Here is a 14,955-nt window from a genome sequence, read left to right on the forward strand (position 1 = left end):
TGGTGCGGTCATGTGGCCCATCCGCGTCCTGCGGGTCGCGGGGGGCGGGACACAGCACAGCACAGCGTCCACGGCTTGAAAGGCCTGCCCGCCGGCGCCTCCCGCACGCGGCGCCCGCTCATCGTGCTGATCTGATATGAGATCAGCGATCAACCTCACTTCGAGTAACGCCTCATACCGTCGGCGCCAAAACCTACCCGGTTTAAATTAGGTGGCGGTTCGTATTTGTGATATTTTCGCCATATGGAAAATATTCAGAAATATAATGCGGCATCTTACGCAGATGCCGTTGCGGCAATTTCACGTTGGGAGAGTGAGGGCGGGGCCTTGAGGTCGCCGGAATTGCCCCTGCCGCAACGCCCTGCACTGACGAAAGCCGAACTGCACAGTCTCGAATGCTTGGGCGCCGCCGTCATCGCGGAATGGAGTGAGCTGCCGAAGGAGGTCCAGCGCGCGCTGACACGGCGCACAGCCTCCCTTGAGAACGGGCGTCGCGCGCCGTCGAAGGGTCTCATCGCGCATTTTCTCCGCCGCCATAAGGATGCTTCGGCGCCTTTTGAAGCGGAAGCATAATTTCGCGATGGGCCGGAAAAGCCCAACACCGGACGCGCCCGCCTCGTCCGGCGCTCGTCAGAATGCGTTGCGGCGGGGCCTCGTGAACAGAGGCGCGGGAGGACTGGGCCGCCTCCCCCGAGAGCCCGTTGACTGGTTCACTCGCCCCTTCATGCGCTTCCTGCGCATCGAGGCCTTGGCGGGGGCGACGCTTTTGTGCGCCACGATTTTCGCGCTGGCGCTCTCCAACTCCCCTTGGTCGGAAGCGTTTTTGTCGATCTGGCAGACGCCGCTTGGCCTGCGGATCGGCGACCTCGCCCTTTCCCGGACGCTTCAGCACTGGATCAACGATGGTCTGATGACGTTGTTCTTCTTCGTCGTCGCCTTGGAGCTGAAGCGCGAGATGGTATTGGGGGAATTGCGCAACGTCCGCCTGGCGGCGTTCTCGTTCGCGGCCGCGCTTGGGGGAATGGCGGTGCCCGCGGGCCTGTTTCTTCTGGTGCAGGGCGGCAGCGAGGCGGGACATGGCTGGGGCGTCGTCATGGCGACCGATACCGCCTTCGTGATTGGCGCGCTCGCGGTGCTGGGCCCGCGCATTCCCTTGAGCCTGCGGCTGTTCCTGCTGTCGCTTGCGATCTTCGACGATGTCGGCGCCATCCTGGTGCTGGCCATCGGCTATGGCGGAGCCCTGCACTGGCCTGCACTGGCCCTGGCGGCGGCGGGCTTTGCGGCGGTGGCGATCGTTGCGCGCCTGGGGATCCGCAGCATCCCGCTCTATTTCCTTATCGGAGGTGGAATCTGGCTGGCCCTGGACGTGTCCGGCATTCACCCGACGTTGGTCGGCGTGATCCTCGGCCTGATGACTCCCGCACGCAGCTGGGTCAGCGATATCCGCCTGCACGCGATCTTTGATCGGGTGGTGGCCTATCCACCTGGCGAGCATTGGAGCGGAGACACTGAGGGGCGGCAGGACTTGCAGCGGGCCGGCGTGGCCGCGCGCGAGGCGCTTTCGCCCATCGAGCGGCTGGAGATGCGGCTTCATCCGTGGGTGGCATTCGCCATCATGCCGCTGTTCGCGTTGGCGAATGCCGGTGTCAGCATCGTGCCCGCGGAATTTCACCGGGACCTTGCGCTTGCGGTCTTCGGCGGTTTCGTCTTGGGCAAGCCGCTGGGGGTGGTGGCGTTCGCGTCCTTCGCCGTCTTCCTGCGCCTCGCCGTGCGGCCCGCCGACCTCCCCTGGAACATGTTGGCGGCGGGAGCCATGCTGACTGGCATCGGCTTTACCATGGCCCTGTTCATCGCCGAAATGGCATTCGACGACGGGCTGCTCACCTCGGCCAAGCTCGGAATCCTGGCCGCCTCCGCGGTTTCGGCCGTCGTTGGTCTGCTGGCCTTGACGCTCTTGACCGCCCCTTGGGGCCGGCGGGCGTCAGCCACATGACGTGACGCGCACCTCCACCGTCATGCCGCTGAAAGCATTGGTGTCGCCCACGAAGCTGCCGGCCACCGGAATGGCCTGACGGATGTCGCGCACCACCGCGACCGGGATCAGGTTCGATCCGCCCATGCTGCGGTTGGTGGGATCGAACGGGATCCAGCCTGCACCGGGCACGAACACCTCGCCCCAGGCATGGGTCGATCCCGACCCGGCGGTGCCCCACAGGCGCTGGTCGGGATTGTGCAGATAGCCGGACACGATCCGGGCCCCGAAACCGAGGCTGCGGGCCGCTTCCACGAACAGCACCGCGAAATCGCGGCACGAGCCCCAGCCTCGCTGTAGAGTCTGCACGGGTGTTTGCGTGCCCTCCTCATCGCGGCTTTGATAATTGACAGCATGGGCGACGCCGGTGCTCAGGTCCTGCAGCAGCGATAGGGTGTCCGTGGGATTTGCCCGGACAAAGCCTTGCGCCCATGAGCGCAGGCGCCTGGATGGATCGGGGTATTGCGGGGTGCCCAGGGGACCGAGATCAGTCCATTCGTCATCGGAATAGCGGAACGGAAAGGCGATTGCCGAACCGGCGATGTCAAACACCGGCCAGGCGACCGCATCGAGCTGAATCTTCGTCACGCTATCGACCACAAGGAGGTTGCCGCCGGCCTGAAAGGTTGCGGTGGCCACCGCATTGTCGCTGACGTCGTGGGCCCAGTTGATGGTCGCGTCCGGTGTCAGCGTGACGGTATTGGACAGCACCCGCAAGTCCCGGCTTTCACGGGGGCGGAGCATGAGGCGGTGGGGGCCGAACGTGACGGGCCGATGAAAGCGGTAGGTAGTGGTATGCTGGATCTGGAGAAGGCTCAATGGGCGCTCCACTGTGGTTGGGCACACCTGGAGCATTTCCGCTTTTTCTCCGAGTCGCGGAAATTCTCTGCGCCCTTATTTTCTCGCATTTCCACCAAAAGCGCGATCTGCTTTTGGTGGAAATGCCTATGCGCGCAGGGGGGGGCGCCCTGGCGGGGGCGTGCACAGAGCCTGGGTGTGGGCGCGGCCATGAGTGATTATCGTGGTTTCGGCGCGGTTCATCACGCTGGCGGCACCATAAGCGTTGGGATCTAAAATAATATTGCTATTATCCGGCTTCGGGCGCATATTGTTTTTGTCGATGGAAAGCCAAATAATTTAGGTTTTCGCGGGCTCAATTCCTGCGCCACCAATGTTATTCGCCAGAAAATGCGATTTCGACGGCTGGGCAGCGCCCGGCGAGCTATACCTTAAAATTTGAAAGGGTTTCCCATGACTGAGGGAACCGTGAAGTGGTTCAATGCCCAGAAGGGCTTTGGATTTATTGCCCCCAACGCGGGTGGAAGCGATGCTTTCGTCCATATCAGCGCGGTGGAGCGGGCGGGCCTGAGTGATCTGCGCGAGGGCCAGAAGATTGGCTTCGAGCTCGTTACGGACGGCAAGAGCGGCAAGCTTTCGGCGGACAAGCTCCAGGATCTGAGCTGATCGTCTCGGCCGGCGGTTTCCGGGGTCTCTGGAAATGGCTGGCCCTGGCATCGCCCATATGGGGTTGACCGCGGATGTACCGGCAGCTTCGACGGGCGATGCAACAGATCTCCACCGGCAAGGCGTTCGGCGCCTTGCAGCCCCGCGCTCTCGAAGTTGCGGGGCTATTTGTTTCGTCGGCGGCACTGATCCGCGCGGCGCGAGAGGAGTAGAGGGTCATGGCCAAGGGACAGTTGCGCGGCAATCGCGAAGCCAAGAAGCCGAAGAAGGCAAAGGAACCCGTGGTGGCCCCCTCCCTGCTGAAGGGAAGCCCGGTGTCGATCGGACCTCCGAAGAAGAAAAATTGAGGTGATGATATGAATATCCGAACGCATCAGACAATGGTTACGTTCGCGCATCCGTTCTGGATGAGTTCCGCCGATGGAACGCTCCCGGCTGGAACCTATCGCGTGGCGATCGACGAGGAACAGCTTCTGGGTCTGTCTTTCGTCGCTTACCGGCGCGTGGCAACCATGCTGCAGACGCCGGCCGTCTCGGCGCCACCGGGGCGCAGCACCAGCCTTTCCATTGATCCCGTCGAACTGGATGCCGCCTTGTTGAGGGACCGCCAGGAGACGGCGGGCCATGCCGATGTCTCGTCGGCGATCTCGTTCGCCGAGCGGGGCGCATTCATCTGAGGGACGTCCGATGTCGCTCCATTTTCCGAATGTCAGCCGCAGCTATGACCCGGTTCGGCGCTGCGTCACGTTCTGGGGACATGACTCGACGTTCGAGATCGCGTTTCATCTGGACGAAGATGTCCTGCATCGCTTCAGCCCCGAGGCGCGGCAGGATGAAGCCGCCTCGCTGGAGGTCTTCGACATGAACCGCGCCCGGATCGAACGGGTCGCCTGTGGCGTCTACGCACGGCGGCGGCAGAGTTTCCATCATTTGTCCGCCGCTGATTTCTAGAGCATTTTCAAGTCAAGTGGATTTCAGTTCGCGTGAGGAAAATGTGTGCATGGAAAATACTAGGGAGGATGACGTGAGCTGCGGAGCACGGAAAGCGCTCTAAGACGAAGCTGAAAAATTTCATATTTTTACCGGTATTAATATTTTTATAATATTAATAAGTTAATTTCATTTATAATAATGATATGAAATAGTCCGTATTAAAAATTGTAATTGTGTAATGTGGGTGCCATTTCGCGCCAAAAAGGCGCGCGTGTCTGATATATATGTGCATACAGTGTTGACCCTCAATGTATCGGTTCTGTGCCAGCTTCGCTCTGCGGGATGAGGCCATACCGTCTTTGCCTCATTTGTTAGTCCAGATGCCGTGATCCCGCCGCTGATCCGTCACCGGCCGCCAGCGTGTGGTGCTCGTATGGATATCGAGATCACGACTTTTATGCGTATAATTGCGGGGGCATGATTATTTAATATGATATAATGCATGAATATTAATCGATGAATACAGTGATTCAGTGTGTTTTAAATTAGCATTGATTTATATATTGCTTGTGGCGAGGCGTGCGTGGACGTGACTGTTGCGCGTCTCGAGCGCTCCCGATGGTGGCGTCGGGCGTGCCGAAGGTGGTGGGGCGGCTTCCTGCGGCGCGCTGGATTCCCCCGATCATGCCCGCCTCAGGGTCGACAGGTGTTTTATTAAATAAAATCATTGAAATAATATTATAAATGTGAATATGACCTCTTCACCCTTGCGCTTCGAAGTCTGGGCGCCGGTTCATTGGCGCGAGCGGTTTGGCAGGATTTTCTGGAGCCGTTCAATGTATCGTGGTCGCACGTATCGCGATACGGCGCTTCGCGACCCTGAAGGGCGCGCGTGGGGTGGAACGTGGTCACCGGCTATCTGGACAGCGGCGCGAAGGGCATGGGGCAGAGGGGGCCAACCGATTCATGTCCTGGGTGGAAGACACCGATGTGGACGGCTTCAACCTGAACCGCCTGGTCTCGCCGGAAACCCTGGAAGTGTTCGTCGATCTGGTGGTGCCGGAGCTTCAGGCGCGCGGTGTCTACCGCACCTCGTATGGCGGGGGCACCCTGCGCGCGCAGCTGTTTCCCGGTCGCGGGGCGCGGCTTCCCGCCAGCCATCCGGCGGCGGCCTTCCGCCGGGGGGCGGGCGCGGTGGGCAACGACGCGCGGACCGAGGGCGCCGTCTCTCCGGCTTGAGTGCGCGGATTGCGTTGATCCGCCACGCGACCGAGGGCGCGGCGCACATCCTCAATTCATGCGGGCAGCGCCTTCGTGACGATGTTCGAGGCTTTCGAGGGCATCTGCCTGGGCGCCACGGCGATTGGCGCGCAGGATGCGGCGCACCAGGTCACGCCATTGCGCGAAGTCCTCTTCGCCCAGCCAGTGCATGGAAAGCCAGTCGCCGGGCTGTGGCCCCTCCAGGGTCGGATCCTGCGGCAGAGCCCCTTGCCCGCGGGAGGAAATCAGCCATGCCACCCGCCGCAGCGCGACATGGGGTGTCGTTGCGGACTGCCGGCGCATCTGCTCCAGCAGCGCGCCGTCGCCGGTGAGCGCCGCGATCAGCATCAGCCACGCCGCCTCCACCGGATCCAGGAGCGTGTAGCGCGGATCAGCCGCCTGATGCATGATCGAGCGGGCAGCGATCATCTTCTTGGCCTGGGGCATGTCGCCCATGAGCAGGCAGATCATGCCGGCGAGGAAAATCGGCTCGTTGGTATGGTTGACCCAGCTCATCACCTCATGGATGAGCTCGCCGGCCACCCCAAGGTTCTTCTTGGCGCCCGGCGGTTCGGCCCTTCCATCCAGAATGAGATCGCGTATCTGACGCAGGCGGGCGCTCAAGGGCGAATCCGTCAAATGAAGGCCGGCCACGCTGGGCGAGGCCGCGTCGCGGGGCGTGATCTCGAACGGCCCGAAGCGGCGGGTCTGTCGCACGGCCTCACCCAGCGCCATCTTCAGGCGGCACTCCAGCCAGTCGAGCATGAAGGTCCAGCGCGCACGCGTATAGGTGCCGTGCACCAATGCGTATCCGGCGCGACGAACTCGTTCGTAATGGGCGCGGTCGCGCGCGAGGTGGATGATCTTTCGGTAGATGTCCATCGGCTCGCCGAGGACACAATTTTCCATGTCCACGAAGCCATAGGGATGCAGGGCAGGGGAGTTCGGCGCGACGAGAACCGTTCCGCTTCCGGGAATTTCGAGATGCTTGCGTACGGCATAATCGAGCCGCGTCGTGTCCGCGACGGAAAACATGCTCTGGGAGATCAGCGCTGAATAGGCTTCGCCACGGACTTCAAAGACGTCTGTCCTTAAATTATTATACCCTGGATGTGGATAAAGAAGTGTCGGTATTATTTTCTGTATTTCTTCCGTGATCTGGGCGCGCCACGGGTAGAAAGATGGGACAAGATGCGCTGAAAATATGGAAACTGGAATTGTCTTGTCCAGGCCGCGATCCTTGAAGACGGTTTCGTCAATGAATTTCGGCAGGATGAAGACAGGATGGCGCTCCAGGCCGCGCAATTGCTGGATCGTTTCGTCGCCCATGGTGAAGATGGCCTCGATGCCATAGCGATGGAGCATCGAGAGGGTGGCCGGGCGGAACGGGTCGTGCGGGTCGCAATTGAAGTAAAGCACCCGGGGAATGTGCGCAAAACGGTCGAGGTTGGAAATCTCCAACAGCTGAGGCCGCCCCCAATGCGCGGTGTCGAAGATGACGATGTCCGGCCTAATCGCCTCGCACACCTTGGCGAAGTCGAAATCCTCGGCGATCTCCGTCACGTCGCAATGCAGGCGCAACGTGTCGACCCATTCGTTCACGACCGTGTTCAGAACGGCGGCGGCCTCGGGGTTGAGGCGCGGCCGCACGCACAGCGCATGTCGACGCGGCATTTGGGGGGCCATTGGGGGTACTCCCGCGTTTCCGCTTCAGCTCTGGCCGAGGAAGAAGGCGCGGACCGTGTCGATCACGCGCTCCTGTTGCGCCGTCGTCATGCCCGCGAACAGGGGCAGCGACAGGCCGTGGGCCGCATAGTCGTCGGCCACCGGAAAATCGCCGGCGCCGTCGGCAAAGGCGGCCAGACACGGCTGGCGGTGCAGCGGTACGGGATAATGAAGGCCGCAGCCGACGCCGTGCGCCTCCAGCCATGCCTTCAACGCGTCGCGTCGTTCCGTGCGGACCACATAGAGATGAAAGACGTGGTCGCCGTGCGCCACCTGCGGCAGCGCCAGCGGCAGATCGCCAAGGCCCTGCGCATACGCGGCCGCGACGGCGCGCCGCTGGTCGGTCCAGGCGTCAAGATGGGGCAGCTTATGGCCGAGGACGAGGCCCTGCAGCCCGTCCATGCGATAATTATAGCCCACGATGTCGTGCGTATAGCGCCGGCTCTGGCCGTGATCGCGCAGGGCCCGCAAGGTCGCGGCATGCGCATCGTCATTGGTGACGACGAGACCGCCTTCACCGGCCGCGCCCAGGTTCTTGCCGGGATAGAAGCTGAAGCACCCCATCGCCCCGAGAGATCCCACGCGCCTGCCGTCGTAGCGGGCGCCCACCGCCTGGGCCGTGTCCTCCACGACCACAAGGTGATGGCGCGCGGCGAACGCCTGCACGGCGGCCATATCGGCGGGCTGGCCGTAGAGATGGACGGGGATGATCGCCTTGACGCCGGGCCCCATGCGGCGCTCCGCGTCCTTCAGGTCGATGGTGGCGGTGTCGGGCTCGACATCGCAGAAGACGGGGATGGCGCCCTGGTAGATCAGGCCCCACACGGTGCCGATGAAGGTGTGCGCCGGCACCAGCACCTTGTCGCCGGGCCCGATGCCGGCGGCGATCATGGCCAGGTGCAGCGCCGAGGTGCCGCTGTTGACGCCAACGGCGTGCTTGACGTCCAGGTACGCGGCGATGCGCTGCTCGAAATCCGCCACCCAGGGGCCCAGGCAGAAGGCGTTCTTCGCGAACAGCCGCTCGATGTCGGGCATGACGTCGTCGTGGATCTGGCGCCACTGCACGGAGAGGTCCACGAACGGGACGGAATCAACCTGGCTCATGGGGAGTTGGCTCACGCTTGGTCCGGTGCCGCGGGGAGGGTGGAGCCGACCACGCGCGCGGGGACACCGGCGACGATGGCATGGTCCGGAACGGATTTCGTCACCACCGCGCCGGCGGCGACGAGCGCCCCTTCGCCGATGGTGAGCTCCGGCAGGATGGTGGCATTGCTGCCGATGGAGGCCCCGCGCCGGACCAGGGTGGGAAGGCAGGTCCAGTCGTCGGCGCCCTGCAGGGTGCCGTCGGCCCGCGTGGCGGCGGGAAAGCGGTCATTGGTGAACATCACGCCGTGACCGACGAAAACCCCATCCTCGATTACCACGCCCGAGCAGATGAAGCTGTGCGACTGGATCTTGCAATTGGCGCCGATCCGGGCGTCCGACTGGATCTCGACAAAGGTGCCGATGCGCGTGCCGCTCCCGATGTGGCAGCCGTAGAGATTGACGAGGTCGGGGTGGAAGATGACCACGCCCTCTTCGAGAATCACGTCATCCTTGATCGGCATCAGGCGCGTCCTTGTGCGGCCAGCGCATGGGCGAGGGCGTCGGCCACGGTGACCTGCTCGGCCTCGGTCATGCCGTTGAACAGGGGCAGGATCAGATGCGTCCGGCTGGCACGCTCGGACTGCTCCAGCCCTCCATGACGGGCTTGCGCCCAGGCGTTCTCGAGGTGGCACGACATCACCGCGCGTCGGGTCGCCACGCCGCGGTCGAGCATCGCCTGCATGACGCCGTCACGATCGGCGGTCTCGGGCAGGCCGACGCAATAGCTCTGCCAGTTCGAGCGCGCCCATTCCGGCTCGCGCGGCACGCTCACGCCCGTGATCGCGCCCATTAGCACCGCGTAGCGGGCGGCGAGCGCCCGCCGCTCGGCCACGATGGCGGGCAGGGCCTTCAACTGCTGGCGGCCCACGGCGGCCTGCATGTCGGTCATGCGGAAGTTGAAGCCGGGCTCGTCATAGGTTTCGATGGCGACGCGGGACGCGGTGTGGCGCGCGAGGTCGGACAGGCTCATGCCGTGCTGGCGCAGCAGGCGACAGCGCCGGTCGATCTCGGGATCGGCGGTGGTGATCATCCCGCCCTCGCCGGTGGTGAGCACCTTGCGCGGATGGAACGAAAAGCACGCGACATCGGCGATCGGATGGCCGATGGGCGTCCACGCGCCGTCGAGGTGGATCTGCGAGCCGGCGGCGCAGGCCGCATCCTCTACCACCTTGAGGCCATGGGCCCGCGCGATGGCGACGATGGCAGGAAGATCGCAGGGCATGCCGATCTGATCGACGCAGAGGATGGCGCGGGTGCGGGCTGTCACCAGCGGTTCGATCTTGCGCGGGTCGATATTGTAGCCGTCCGCGCCGATATCGGCGAACACCGGCTCGGCGCCGCACATGTGGACCGCGTTGGCAGTGGCGATGAAGCTGTGGCTGACGGTGACGACCTCATCACCGGCGCCGACGCCCACCGCCAGCAGCGCCAGATGCAGCGCGCTGGTGCAATTGGACACGGCGCAGGCAAACGGCGCGCCCGTCATGGCGCCGAACTCCTGCTCGAACGCGGCCACCTGCGGGCCCTGGGTGAGCCAGCCCGAGCGGATGACGGCGGCCACCGCCTCCACTTCCGCCTCGCCCACGAACGGGCGCATCAGGGGAATCACGACGCGGCCTCGACCGGCGCGCTGCGTTCCAGGCGCCACCATTCGACAAGGTCGCGCAGTCCGTCCTCAAGGGAGATGGTGGCGGTGAAGCCCAGCTCGTCACGGGCGCGGGACACGTCGGCCAGGCGCCGCGCCACCGGGTTCACCGTGCGCGCGGGCTGGAACTCCAGGCCGAGGTCCGGGCACCCCATGACCTTGACCAGGGCATCGGCGAGCTGCTTCAGCGACACCTCGGTGCCGGAGGCGATGTTGTAGACGCGGTCCTCCATCGGCGCGAGGGCGGCGGCGATGTTGGCGCGGGCGATGTCGCGCACGTCGATGAAGTCCATGGTCTGCTCGCCGTCGCCGAAGATGACCGGCGGCTGGCCCGCCGCGATGCGATCCATCCAGCGGATGAGCACTTCGGTGTAGCGGCCGTGGATGTCCATGCGCGGCCCAAACACGTTGAAATATCGCAGCAGCGTGGACTTCAGGCCATACATGTCGTTGAAGGCGCGGAACAGGCTTTCGTTGAAGAGCTTCAGGCCGCCGTAGAGGGTGCGGTTGTCGTAAGGGGCGGCGGCCTCGGTGGTCGGAAACTCCGGCGCGAGGCCGTAGATGGAGGCGGACGAGGCCGCCACCACCCGCTCGACCTTATGGGCGACGCACGCCTCGATCAGGTTGAAGGTTGCCTCTCCCATCACCTCGAACGCGGCGCGCGGCTCGGCCGCGCAATGGGTGATGCGCAGGGCGGCCTGATGGAAGACCACGTCCACGTTCGCCACCAGATCGTCCATGAGCGCCCGGTCGCGGATGTCGCCCACCACCAGGCGCAGGCGCGGCTGGTCGATCACCTGCGAGAGGTTGGCGCGCCGGCCGCGGATCATGTTGTCGATGACGGTGACTTGCGCCACATCACGCGCGAGCAGGAGATCCACAATATGCGAGCCGACGAAACCGGCGCCGCCGGTCACAAGGACGCGCCGGCCGCTCAAGGCGTCGCCGCCGGACACCTGTGCCAATGTCGTCATCGAAGACTTACTCCCCTGCGATGGCCTTCAGCGACGGTGCGCGCGTGACGGCGCGCGCCCGGCGCAGATTGAGATCCAGGGCGGACTGTGCCCGCTCCATGGTGCGCACGATGCGCAGGCCGAACGCGCCATCGGATACGCACGATTGCTCGCCCCGGATGACGGCGCCGAAATGCTCCACCATGTCCACCAGCGGCTCGCTGCCGGCGAGGCGCGGCGAATGCACCGAGCCGATGCGGTAGCTGGGCAGGATCATGTCGCGCTCGGTCTTGGCGCGGAAGCTGATGCCGCTGTCATAGATCTTCAGCGGCTCCTCCCGGTTCATGTCGTCCCAGACCACCATCTGCTCGCTGCCGCCGACTGCGATGCGGCGCACCTTGATGGGCGACATCCAACTGAGGTTGAGATGTGCCACCATGGAGCTTGGATAGTGCAGCGTCACATAGGCGATGTCCGGGAAGCCCTCGTTGACGTGGCAATAGCCGGTGGCTTCCACATGGACCGGCTCGCTGCCGACCAGCAGGTCGAGGATCGACAGGTCATGGGGTGCCAGATCCCACAGCACGTTCACGTCGGGCTGGAACAGGCCGAGGTTGATGCGCTGGGAATCGTAATAGGAAATGTGGCCGAGGGCGCCGGATTTCACCAGCTCGTCCAGCTTCCGCACGGCGGGGTGAAACAGGAAGGTGTGGTCCACCATCAGCGTGCGGCCGCGCAGCGCGGCGCGGGCCACGAGATCGTCTGCCTCCGCGCTGGAGGCGGTCATCGGCTTCTCCACCAGGACATGGAGGCCAGCCTCGATCGCCTGGCGGGCGATCTCGTAATGGAAGGAGACGGGCGTTGCGATGGCGACCGCGTCGACGCTGGAATGCTTCAGTAGCTCCGAGACATCGTCATAGAGCTGCAAATGGGGGTGCTGGCTGGCCAGCCGCTCCCGCACCTCGGGATTGGCATCGACGACGGCGACGAGATCGAAGGCGCGACTGTTTGAAAACACGCGGAACAGGTTGCGGCCCCAATACCCCATTCCGCACAACGCGACCCTGATCATGATCCCATGCCCTTACACGGAAGCCTTGCGTCTGTTTCGTCCATCGACCTTGCCTGAAGCTGCCGCCGGCGGGGGGTGGGGATCGCGTTTCCGGCCCCGGCGTGGGCGGCATTCGGCTTTCCGGACGGTTCAGGACCCGAGCTTCGCCAGGGCCTCCTCGATGGCCGCCACCCGCTGCTCCAGCTTTTTCAGGGATTTCGGACCGCTGACGCGTTCCCCGGGCGCCACGTCGCGATCCACGAAGGTGAGCGGCGAAATGATCGCGCCATCGCCGATCGTCACGCCGGGGCCGATGACGGAAGGGCCCATGACGCAACAATTGGCGCCGATTGTCGTGGGTTTGTAGATGATGCGGTCCCGTGACACGCCGGTTTCCCCGGCGATGGCCTGCAAATGGCTCGTGTGGCTCCAGATCAGGACGCCGAGCCCGATCTGGCTGTTGTCGCCGATGGTCAGCCCGCCTTGCGCATCGAGAATGGCGCCTTCGCCGATCCAGATGTTCTTGCCGCATGTCAATCGGGATGGCGCCAGGATCTTGGCACGCTCGCGGATCCGGCATCCTTCGGGCAGCCCCAGGAATTGCGCGCGCTCGCGGTCTGTCATCAGGTCCGAGGCATGATACTGGAGGATCTGGGACCGCAACGCGTCATCGCCGGCGTGGAAGACGGGCTTGCGGGCCTCGGGGGATGCCAGAAAGCGGCAGAGGTCCGCGGCGACCGTTTGCGCCTGGTCCTGGGCGAGCTGCGGCACCGCTTCTTCAAGCGCGCTCCGATCGACGTTCAGCAGCCGCGCCAATTCGTCCAGCATTGGGTGAGACACTGCCGTTGCCCTTCCGTTGCGTCCGGTCTCCGGCGTCCCCTCTTCGGGCTGGGCCGGAGTGCGTCGCCAAGATCCGCTTCGGCTGAGTTACGCTGCTTCGGCCCGGCGGTCGAGCCTGCCGGGCCGGCCGCTGGCCAAAGGAGGGGTGCCGGCCTCGGATTGGGCCGGGTTCCATGGCATCGGCGGGCGTGCGCTCCTGCGTCGCAAAGCCGTTGGGCTTGCCGTAGAGCCCGATATGGCTGTCGCCCCACATTTTCAGGGCGAGCAGGATCGGCTCCATGGTGTGGCCAAGGGGCGAGAGGCTGTATTCGACCTTCGGCGGCACCTGCGCATAGATCCGGCGCGTGATGAGACCGTCTTCCTCCAGCTCGCGCAATTGGTTGGTGAGCATGCGCGGGGTGATGTTGACGATGTGCCGGCGGATCTCGCTGAACCGCAAGGTGCCGGACAAGAGATGGAAGAGAATGACCGATTTCCATTTCCCGTCGATCAGGCCGATGGCGGCTTCCACCGCGCAACCCGGGCTGCAATCGAAGCGCTGGTGGCGGACCTTGGCCATAATAGTGCCTCTTCGATACTAAGTTCCCTTTGGATATGTATTATGCCTTGGGGGATCTTGGGCGACCTTGGGGACCGCACCGTCGCCGTGCCGTGGGTGGGCTGGCCGGCGGCGGACCTTGCCGCGTCGGGCGGGGTCTTCTGGAGGGCAGGTCCTGTCGGCACACCGGTGTTGCCGGTGATGGGGCCATGGTTCGGCCGCCGCCGGGAGGCCGGACCTACCCGGGGGAGCGTCATCCACAGGCTGTGTGCCATGGACCGCCAATTTGCGCGGAGGGGGCATTGCATTTGGCATCGCGTGCTGGCATACGAACGCACCTGCCGCGACGCACTGAGGCGCGGCGAGATGGATGCGGGTGTAGCTCAGGGGTAGAGCACAACCTTGCCAAGGTTGGGGTCGTGGGTTCGAATCCCATCGCCCGCTCCAAATTTTCTAGTGACATCAGTGTGTTACGTCAGGCCGCCGCAAGGCGGCCTCGTCGGTTCATTTCCGGGTCGCCACGCGGATGAGACGGCGTTGGGGCTGATGCGCTGGACCTGTCGTTCCGTCGCCCTGCCGATATAGGGATAGAGAGATAGAGCGCTGAGGGTAGTTCGCTTTCCACAGCCCGCTCTCGCGCTCCCCAAATAGCGCCGTAGAGAGCGGGCTGTGGGAAGGGAACGGGGGCTGGGCACTTCACTTTTCACGAATTTTGGCGCTTCGATCTTCGAAGCCTCACATGCTCCACCCGATGGCAGGTTGGGCAGAGCAGCGCAAAATCGGCTGTCGTTGTGTATCGAACCCCCTCGTCCAGCGGGTTCTTATGGTGCACGTCCAAGAGGCTTCGTGGCCTCACTCCAAGTTGCTCGGCGACCTTGCGCGGGTCAAAAGCGCAATCGTCGCAAATGATCGTCCCGGCCCTTTGCCTCTCCCGAATGAACCTGTCCGCGATCCAAGCTGCGCGTCGCTTCACCTTCGCTAACCGCTCGGCTTCCATGCCTTCAAGCGCCGCAAGGTCCCGGCCGATGGCGCGTTCCACATCGGGATTGATCTCGCTGGCCTCGGCCAGCCTGAACTCGTCCTCAATGCCGATCCATGAATTCGCCGTTGCGACCTGGCGCAATTCGAGGTCGGCGATCAGCCGCCTTTCGTCATCGGTGAGCGTGCGAAGCGTGGCGGATGATCGCTGATACAACCGCCTATATGCAGCTTCCCCCAAGACGTCCTTCGCCTTAGGTGTTTGGTCCCGGTATTTGATGGTGCGGGTTTAGAGTCTGTCCGGGAACATCACGCAGGATTGCATAACCTTCGCAGCATGAGGCGGATGGAGGCGAGACGGAGGAAGGCGAGGCCCTTGCGGTTGAAGCA

The 14,955-nt window shown here is 63.9% G+C and carries 15 protein-coding genes, 1 tRNA gene and 1 pseudogene; 7 read left to right on the forward strand and 10 right to left on the reverse strand.

From position 1 onward, the window contains the following. Nucleotides 1–724 precede the first annotated feature (724 nt). Entirely contained in the window at nt 725–1,993 is a 1,269-nt protein-coding gene (gene nhaA, locus HUW53_RS20225) for a Na+/H+ antiporter NhaA (protein ID WP_237347564.1), read from the forward strand. Here the strand turns inward: nhaA and HUW53_RS20230 are convergent. Continuing rightward, the gene (locus tag HUW53_RS20230) at nt 1,982–2,851 is read right to left on the reverse strand and encodes a transglutaminase family protein (protein WP_237347565.1); all 870 of its coding nucleotides are present in this window, start codon (nt 2,849–2,851) and stop codon (nt 1,982–1,984) included. The two genes, nhaA and HUW53_RS20230, sit on opposite strands and share 12 nt — an antisense overlap. 432 nt (nt 2,852–3,283) lie before the next feature. On the opposite strand from HUW53_RS20230, the gene HUW53_RS20235 reads away from it, so the two are divergent. The 5 genes from HUW53_RS20235 to HUW53_RS20250 all read left to right on the forward strand — a co-directional run bounded on the left by HUW53_RS20235 (nt 3,284) and on the right by HUW53_RS20250 (nt 5,668). After that, nucleotides 3,284–3,496, forward strand: a complete 213-nt coding sequence (locus HUW53_RS20235) for a cold-shock protein (RefSeq protein WP_237347566.1) — start codon at nt 3,284–3,286, stop codon at nt 3,494–3,496. A gap of 218 nt (nt 3,497–3,714) precedes the next feature. Further along, nucleotides 3,715–3,843 carry a hypothetical protein gene (locus tag HUW53_RS21900; protein WP_272904350.1) on the forward strand — a complete coding sequence of 43 codons (129 nt, stop codon included), beginning with the start codon at nt 3,715–3,717 and terminating at the stop codon, nt 3,841–3,843. 33 nt (nt 3,844–3,876) lie between these two features. Then, nucleotides 3,877–4,173, forward strand: coding sequence for a hypothetical protein (locus HUW53_RS20240; RefSeq protein ID WP_237347567.1), 297 nt, complete (start codon nt 3,877–3,879; stop codon nt 4,171–4,173). A gap of 10 nt (nt 4,174–4,183) precedes the next feature. Further along, entirely contained in the window at nt 4,184–4,447 is a 264-nt protein-coding gene (locus HUW53_RS20245; protein WP_237347568.1) for a DUF1488 family protein, read from the forward strand. A 948-nt stretch (nt 4,448–5,395) separates the two neighbouring features. Further along, nucleotides 5,396–5,668, forward strand: coding sequence for a hypothetical protein (locus tag HUW53_RS20250; RefSeq protein ID WP_307500680.1), 273 nt, complete (start codon nt 5,396–5,398; stop codon nt 5,666–5,668). Nucleotides 5,669–5,719: 51 nt separating this feature from the next. Here HUW53_RS20250 and HUW53_RS20255 read toward each other — a convergent pair whose 3' ends face one another. The 8 genes and pseudogenes from HUW53_RS20255 to HUW53_RS20290 form a co-directional block, all read right to left on the reverse strand. Continuing rightward, complete coding sequence (locus HUW53_RS20255; RefSeq protein WP_237347569.1) at nt 5,720–7,363, reverse strand: CgeB family protein; 1,644 nt, start codon at nt 7,361–7,363, stop codon at nt 5,720–5,722. A 36-nt stretch (nt 7,364–7,399) separates the two neighbouring features. Further along, nucleotides 7,400–8,518 carry a DegT/DnrJ/EryC1/StrS family aminotransferase gene (locus HUW53_RS20260; RefSeq protein WP_237347570.1) on the reverse strand — a complete coding sequence of 373 codons (1,119 nt, stop codon included), beginning with the start codon at nt 8,516–8,518 and terminating at the stop codon, nt 7,400–7,402. A gap of 11 nt (nt 8,519–8,529) precedes the next feature. Continuing rightward, nucleotides 8,530–9,021 carry an acyltransferase gene (locus HUW53_RS20265; protein ID WP_237347571.1) on the reverse strand — a complete coding sequence of 164 codons (492 nt, stop codon included), beginning with the start codon at nt 9,019–9,021 and terminating at the stop codon, nt 8,530–8,532. After that, nucleotides 9,021–10,211 (reverse strand): DegT/DnrJ/EryC1/StrS family aminotransferase, encoded by a 1,191-nt coding sequence (locus HUW53_RS20270; protein WP_370877848.1) that lies wholly within the window; start codon nt 10,209–10,211, stop codon nt 9,021–9,023. Before HUW53_RS20270 ends, HUW53_RS20265 begins: the two co-directional genes overlap by 1 nt. Beyond that, entirely contained in the window at nt 10,166–11,143 is a 978-nt protein-coding gene (locus tag HUW53_RS20275) for an NAD-dependent epimerase/dehydratase family protein (protein ID WP_237347576.1), read from the reverse strand. Before HUW53_RS20275 ends, HUW53_RS20270 begins: the two co-directional genes overlap by 46 nt. A 43-nt stretch (nt 11,144–11,186) precedes the next feature. Further along, the gene (locus HUW53_RS20280) at nt 11,187–12,230 is read right to left on the reverse strand and encodes a Gfo/Idh/MocA family protein (protein WP_237347572.1); all 1,044 of its coding nucleotides are present in this window, start codon (nt 12,228–12,230) and stop codon (nt 11,187–11,189) included. A gap of 129 nt (nt 12,231–12,359) precedes the next feature. Then, nucleotides 12,360–13,025 (reverse strand): acyltransferase, encoded by a 666-nt coding sequence (locus HUW53_RS20285; RefSeq protein WP_237347573.1) that lies wholly within the window; start codon nt 13,023–13,025, stop codon nt 12,360–12,362. Nucleotides 13,026–13,263: 238 nt separating this feature from the next. After that, nucleotides 13,264–13,608: pseudogene (locus tag HUW53_RS20290) on the reverse strand (winged helix-turn-helix transcriptional regulator); the annotation flags it as partial. A gap of 351 nt (nt 13,609–13,959) precedes the next feature. Between HUW53_RS20290 and HUW53_RS20295 the strand changes: the two are divergent. Then, nucleotides 13,960–14,034, forward strand: a tRNA-Gly gene (locus HUW53_RS20295). Between the two features lie 256 nt (nt 14,035–14,290). Here the strand turns inward: HUW53_RS20295 and HUW53_RS20300 are convergent. Then, nucleotides 14,291–14,782 (reverse strand): HNH endonuclease, encoded by a 492-nt coding sequence (locus tag HUW53_RS20300; protein ID WP_237347574.1) that lies wholly within the window; start codon nt 14,780–14,782, stop codon nt 14,291–14,293. Between the last annotated feature and the right edge of the window lie 173 nt (nt 14,783–14,955).

This window comes from Xanthobacter agilis, from assembly GCF_021730435.1.
In the GTDB taxonomy this organism is placed as follows: domain Bacteria; phylum Pseudomonadota; class Alphaproteobacteria; order Rhizobiales; family Xanthobacteraceae; genus Xanthobacter; species Xanthobacter agilis.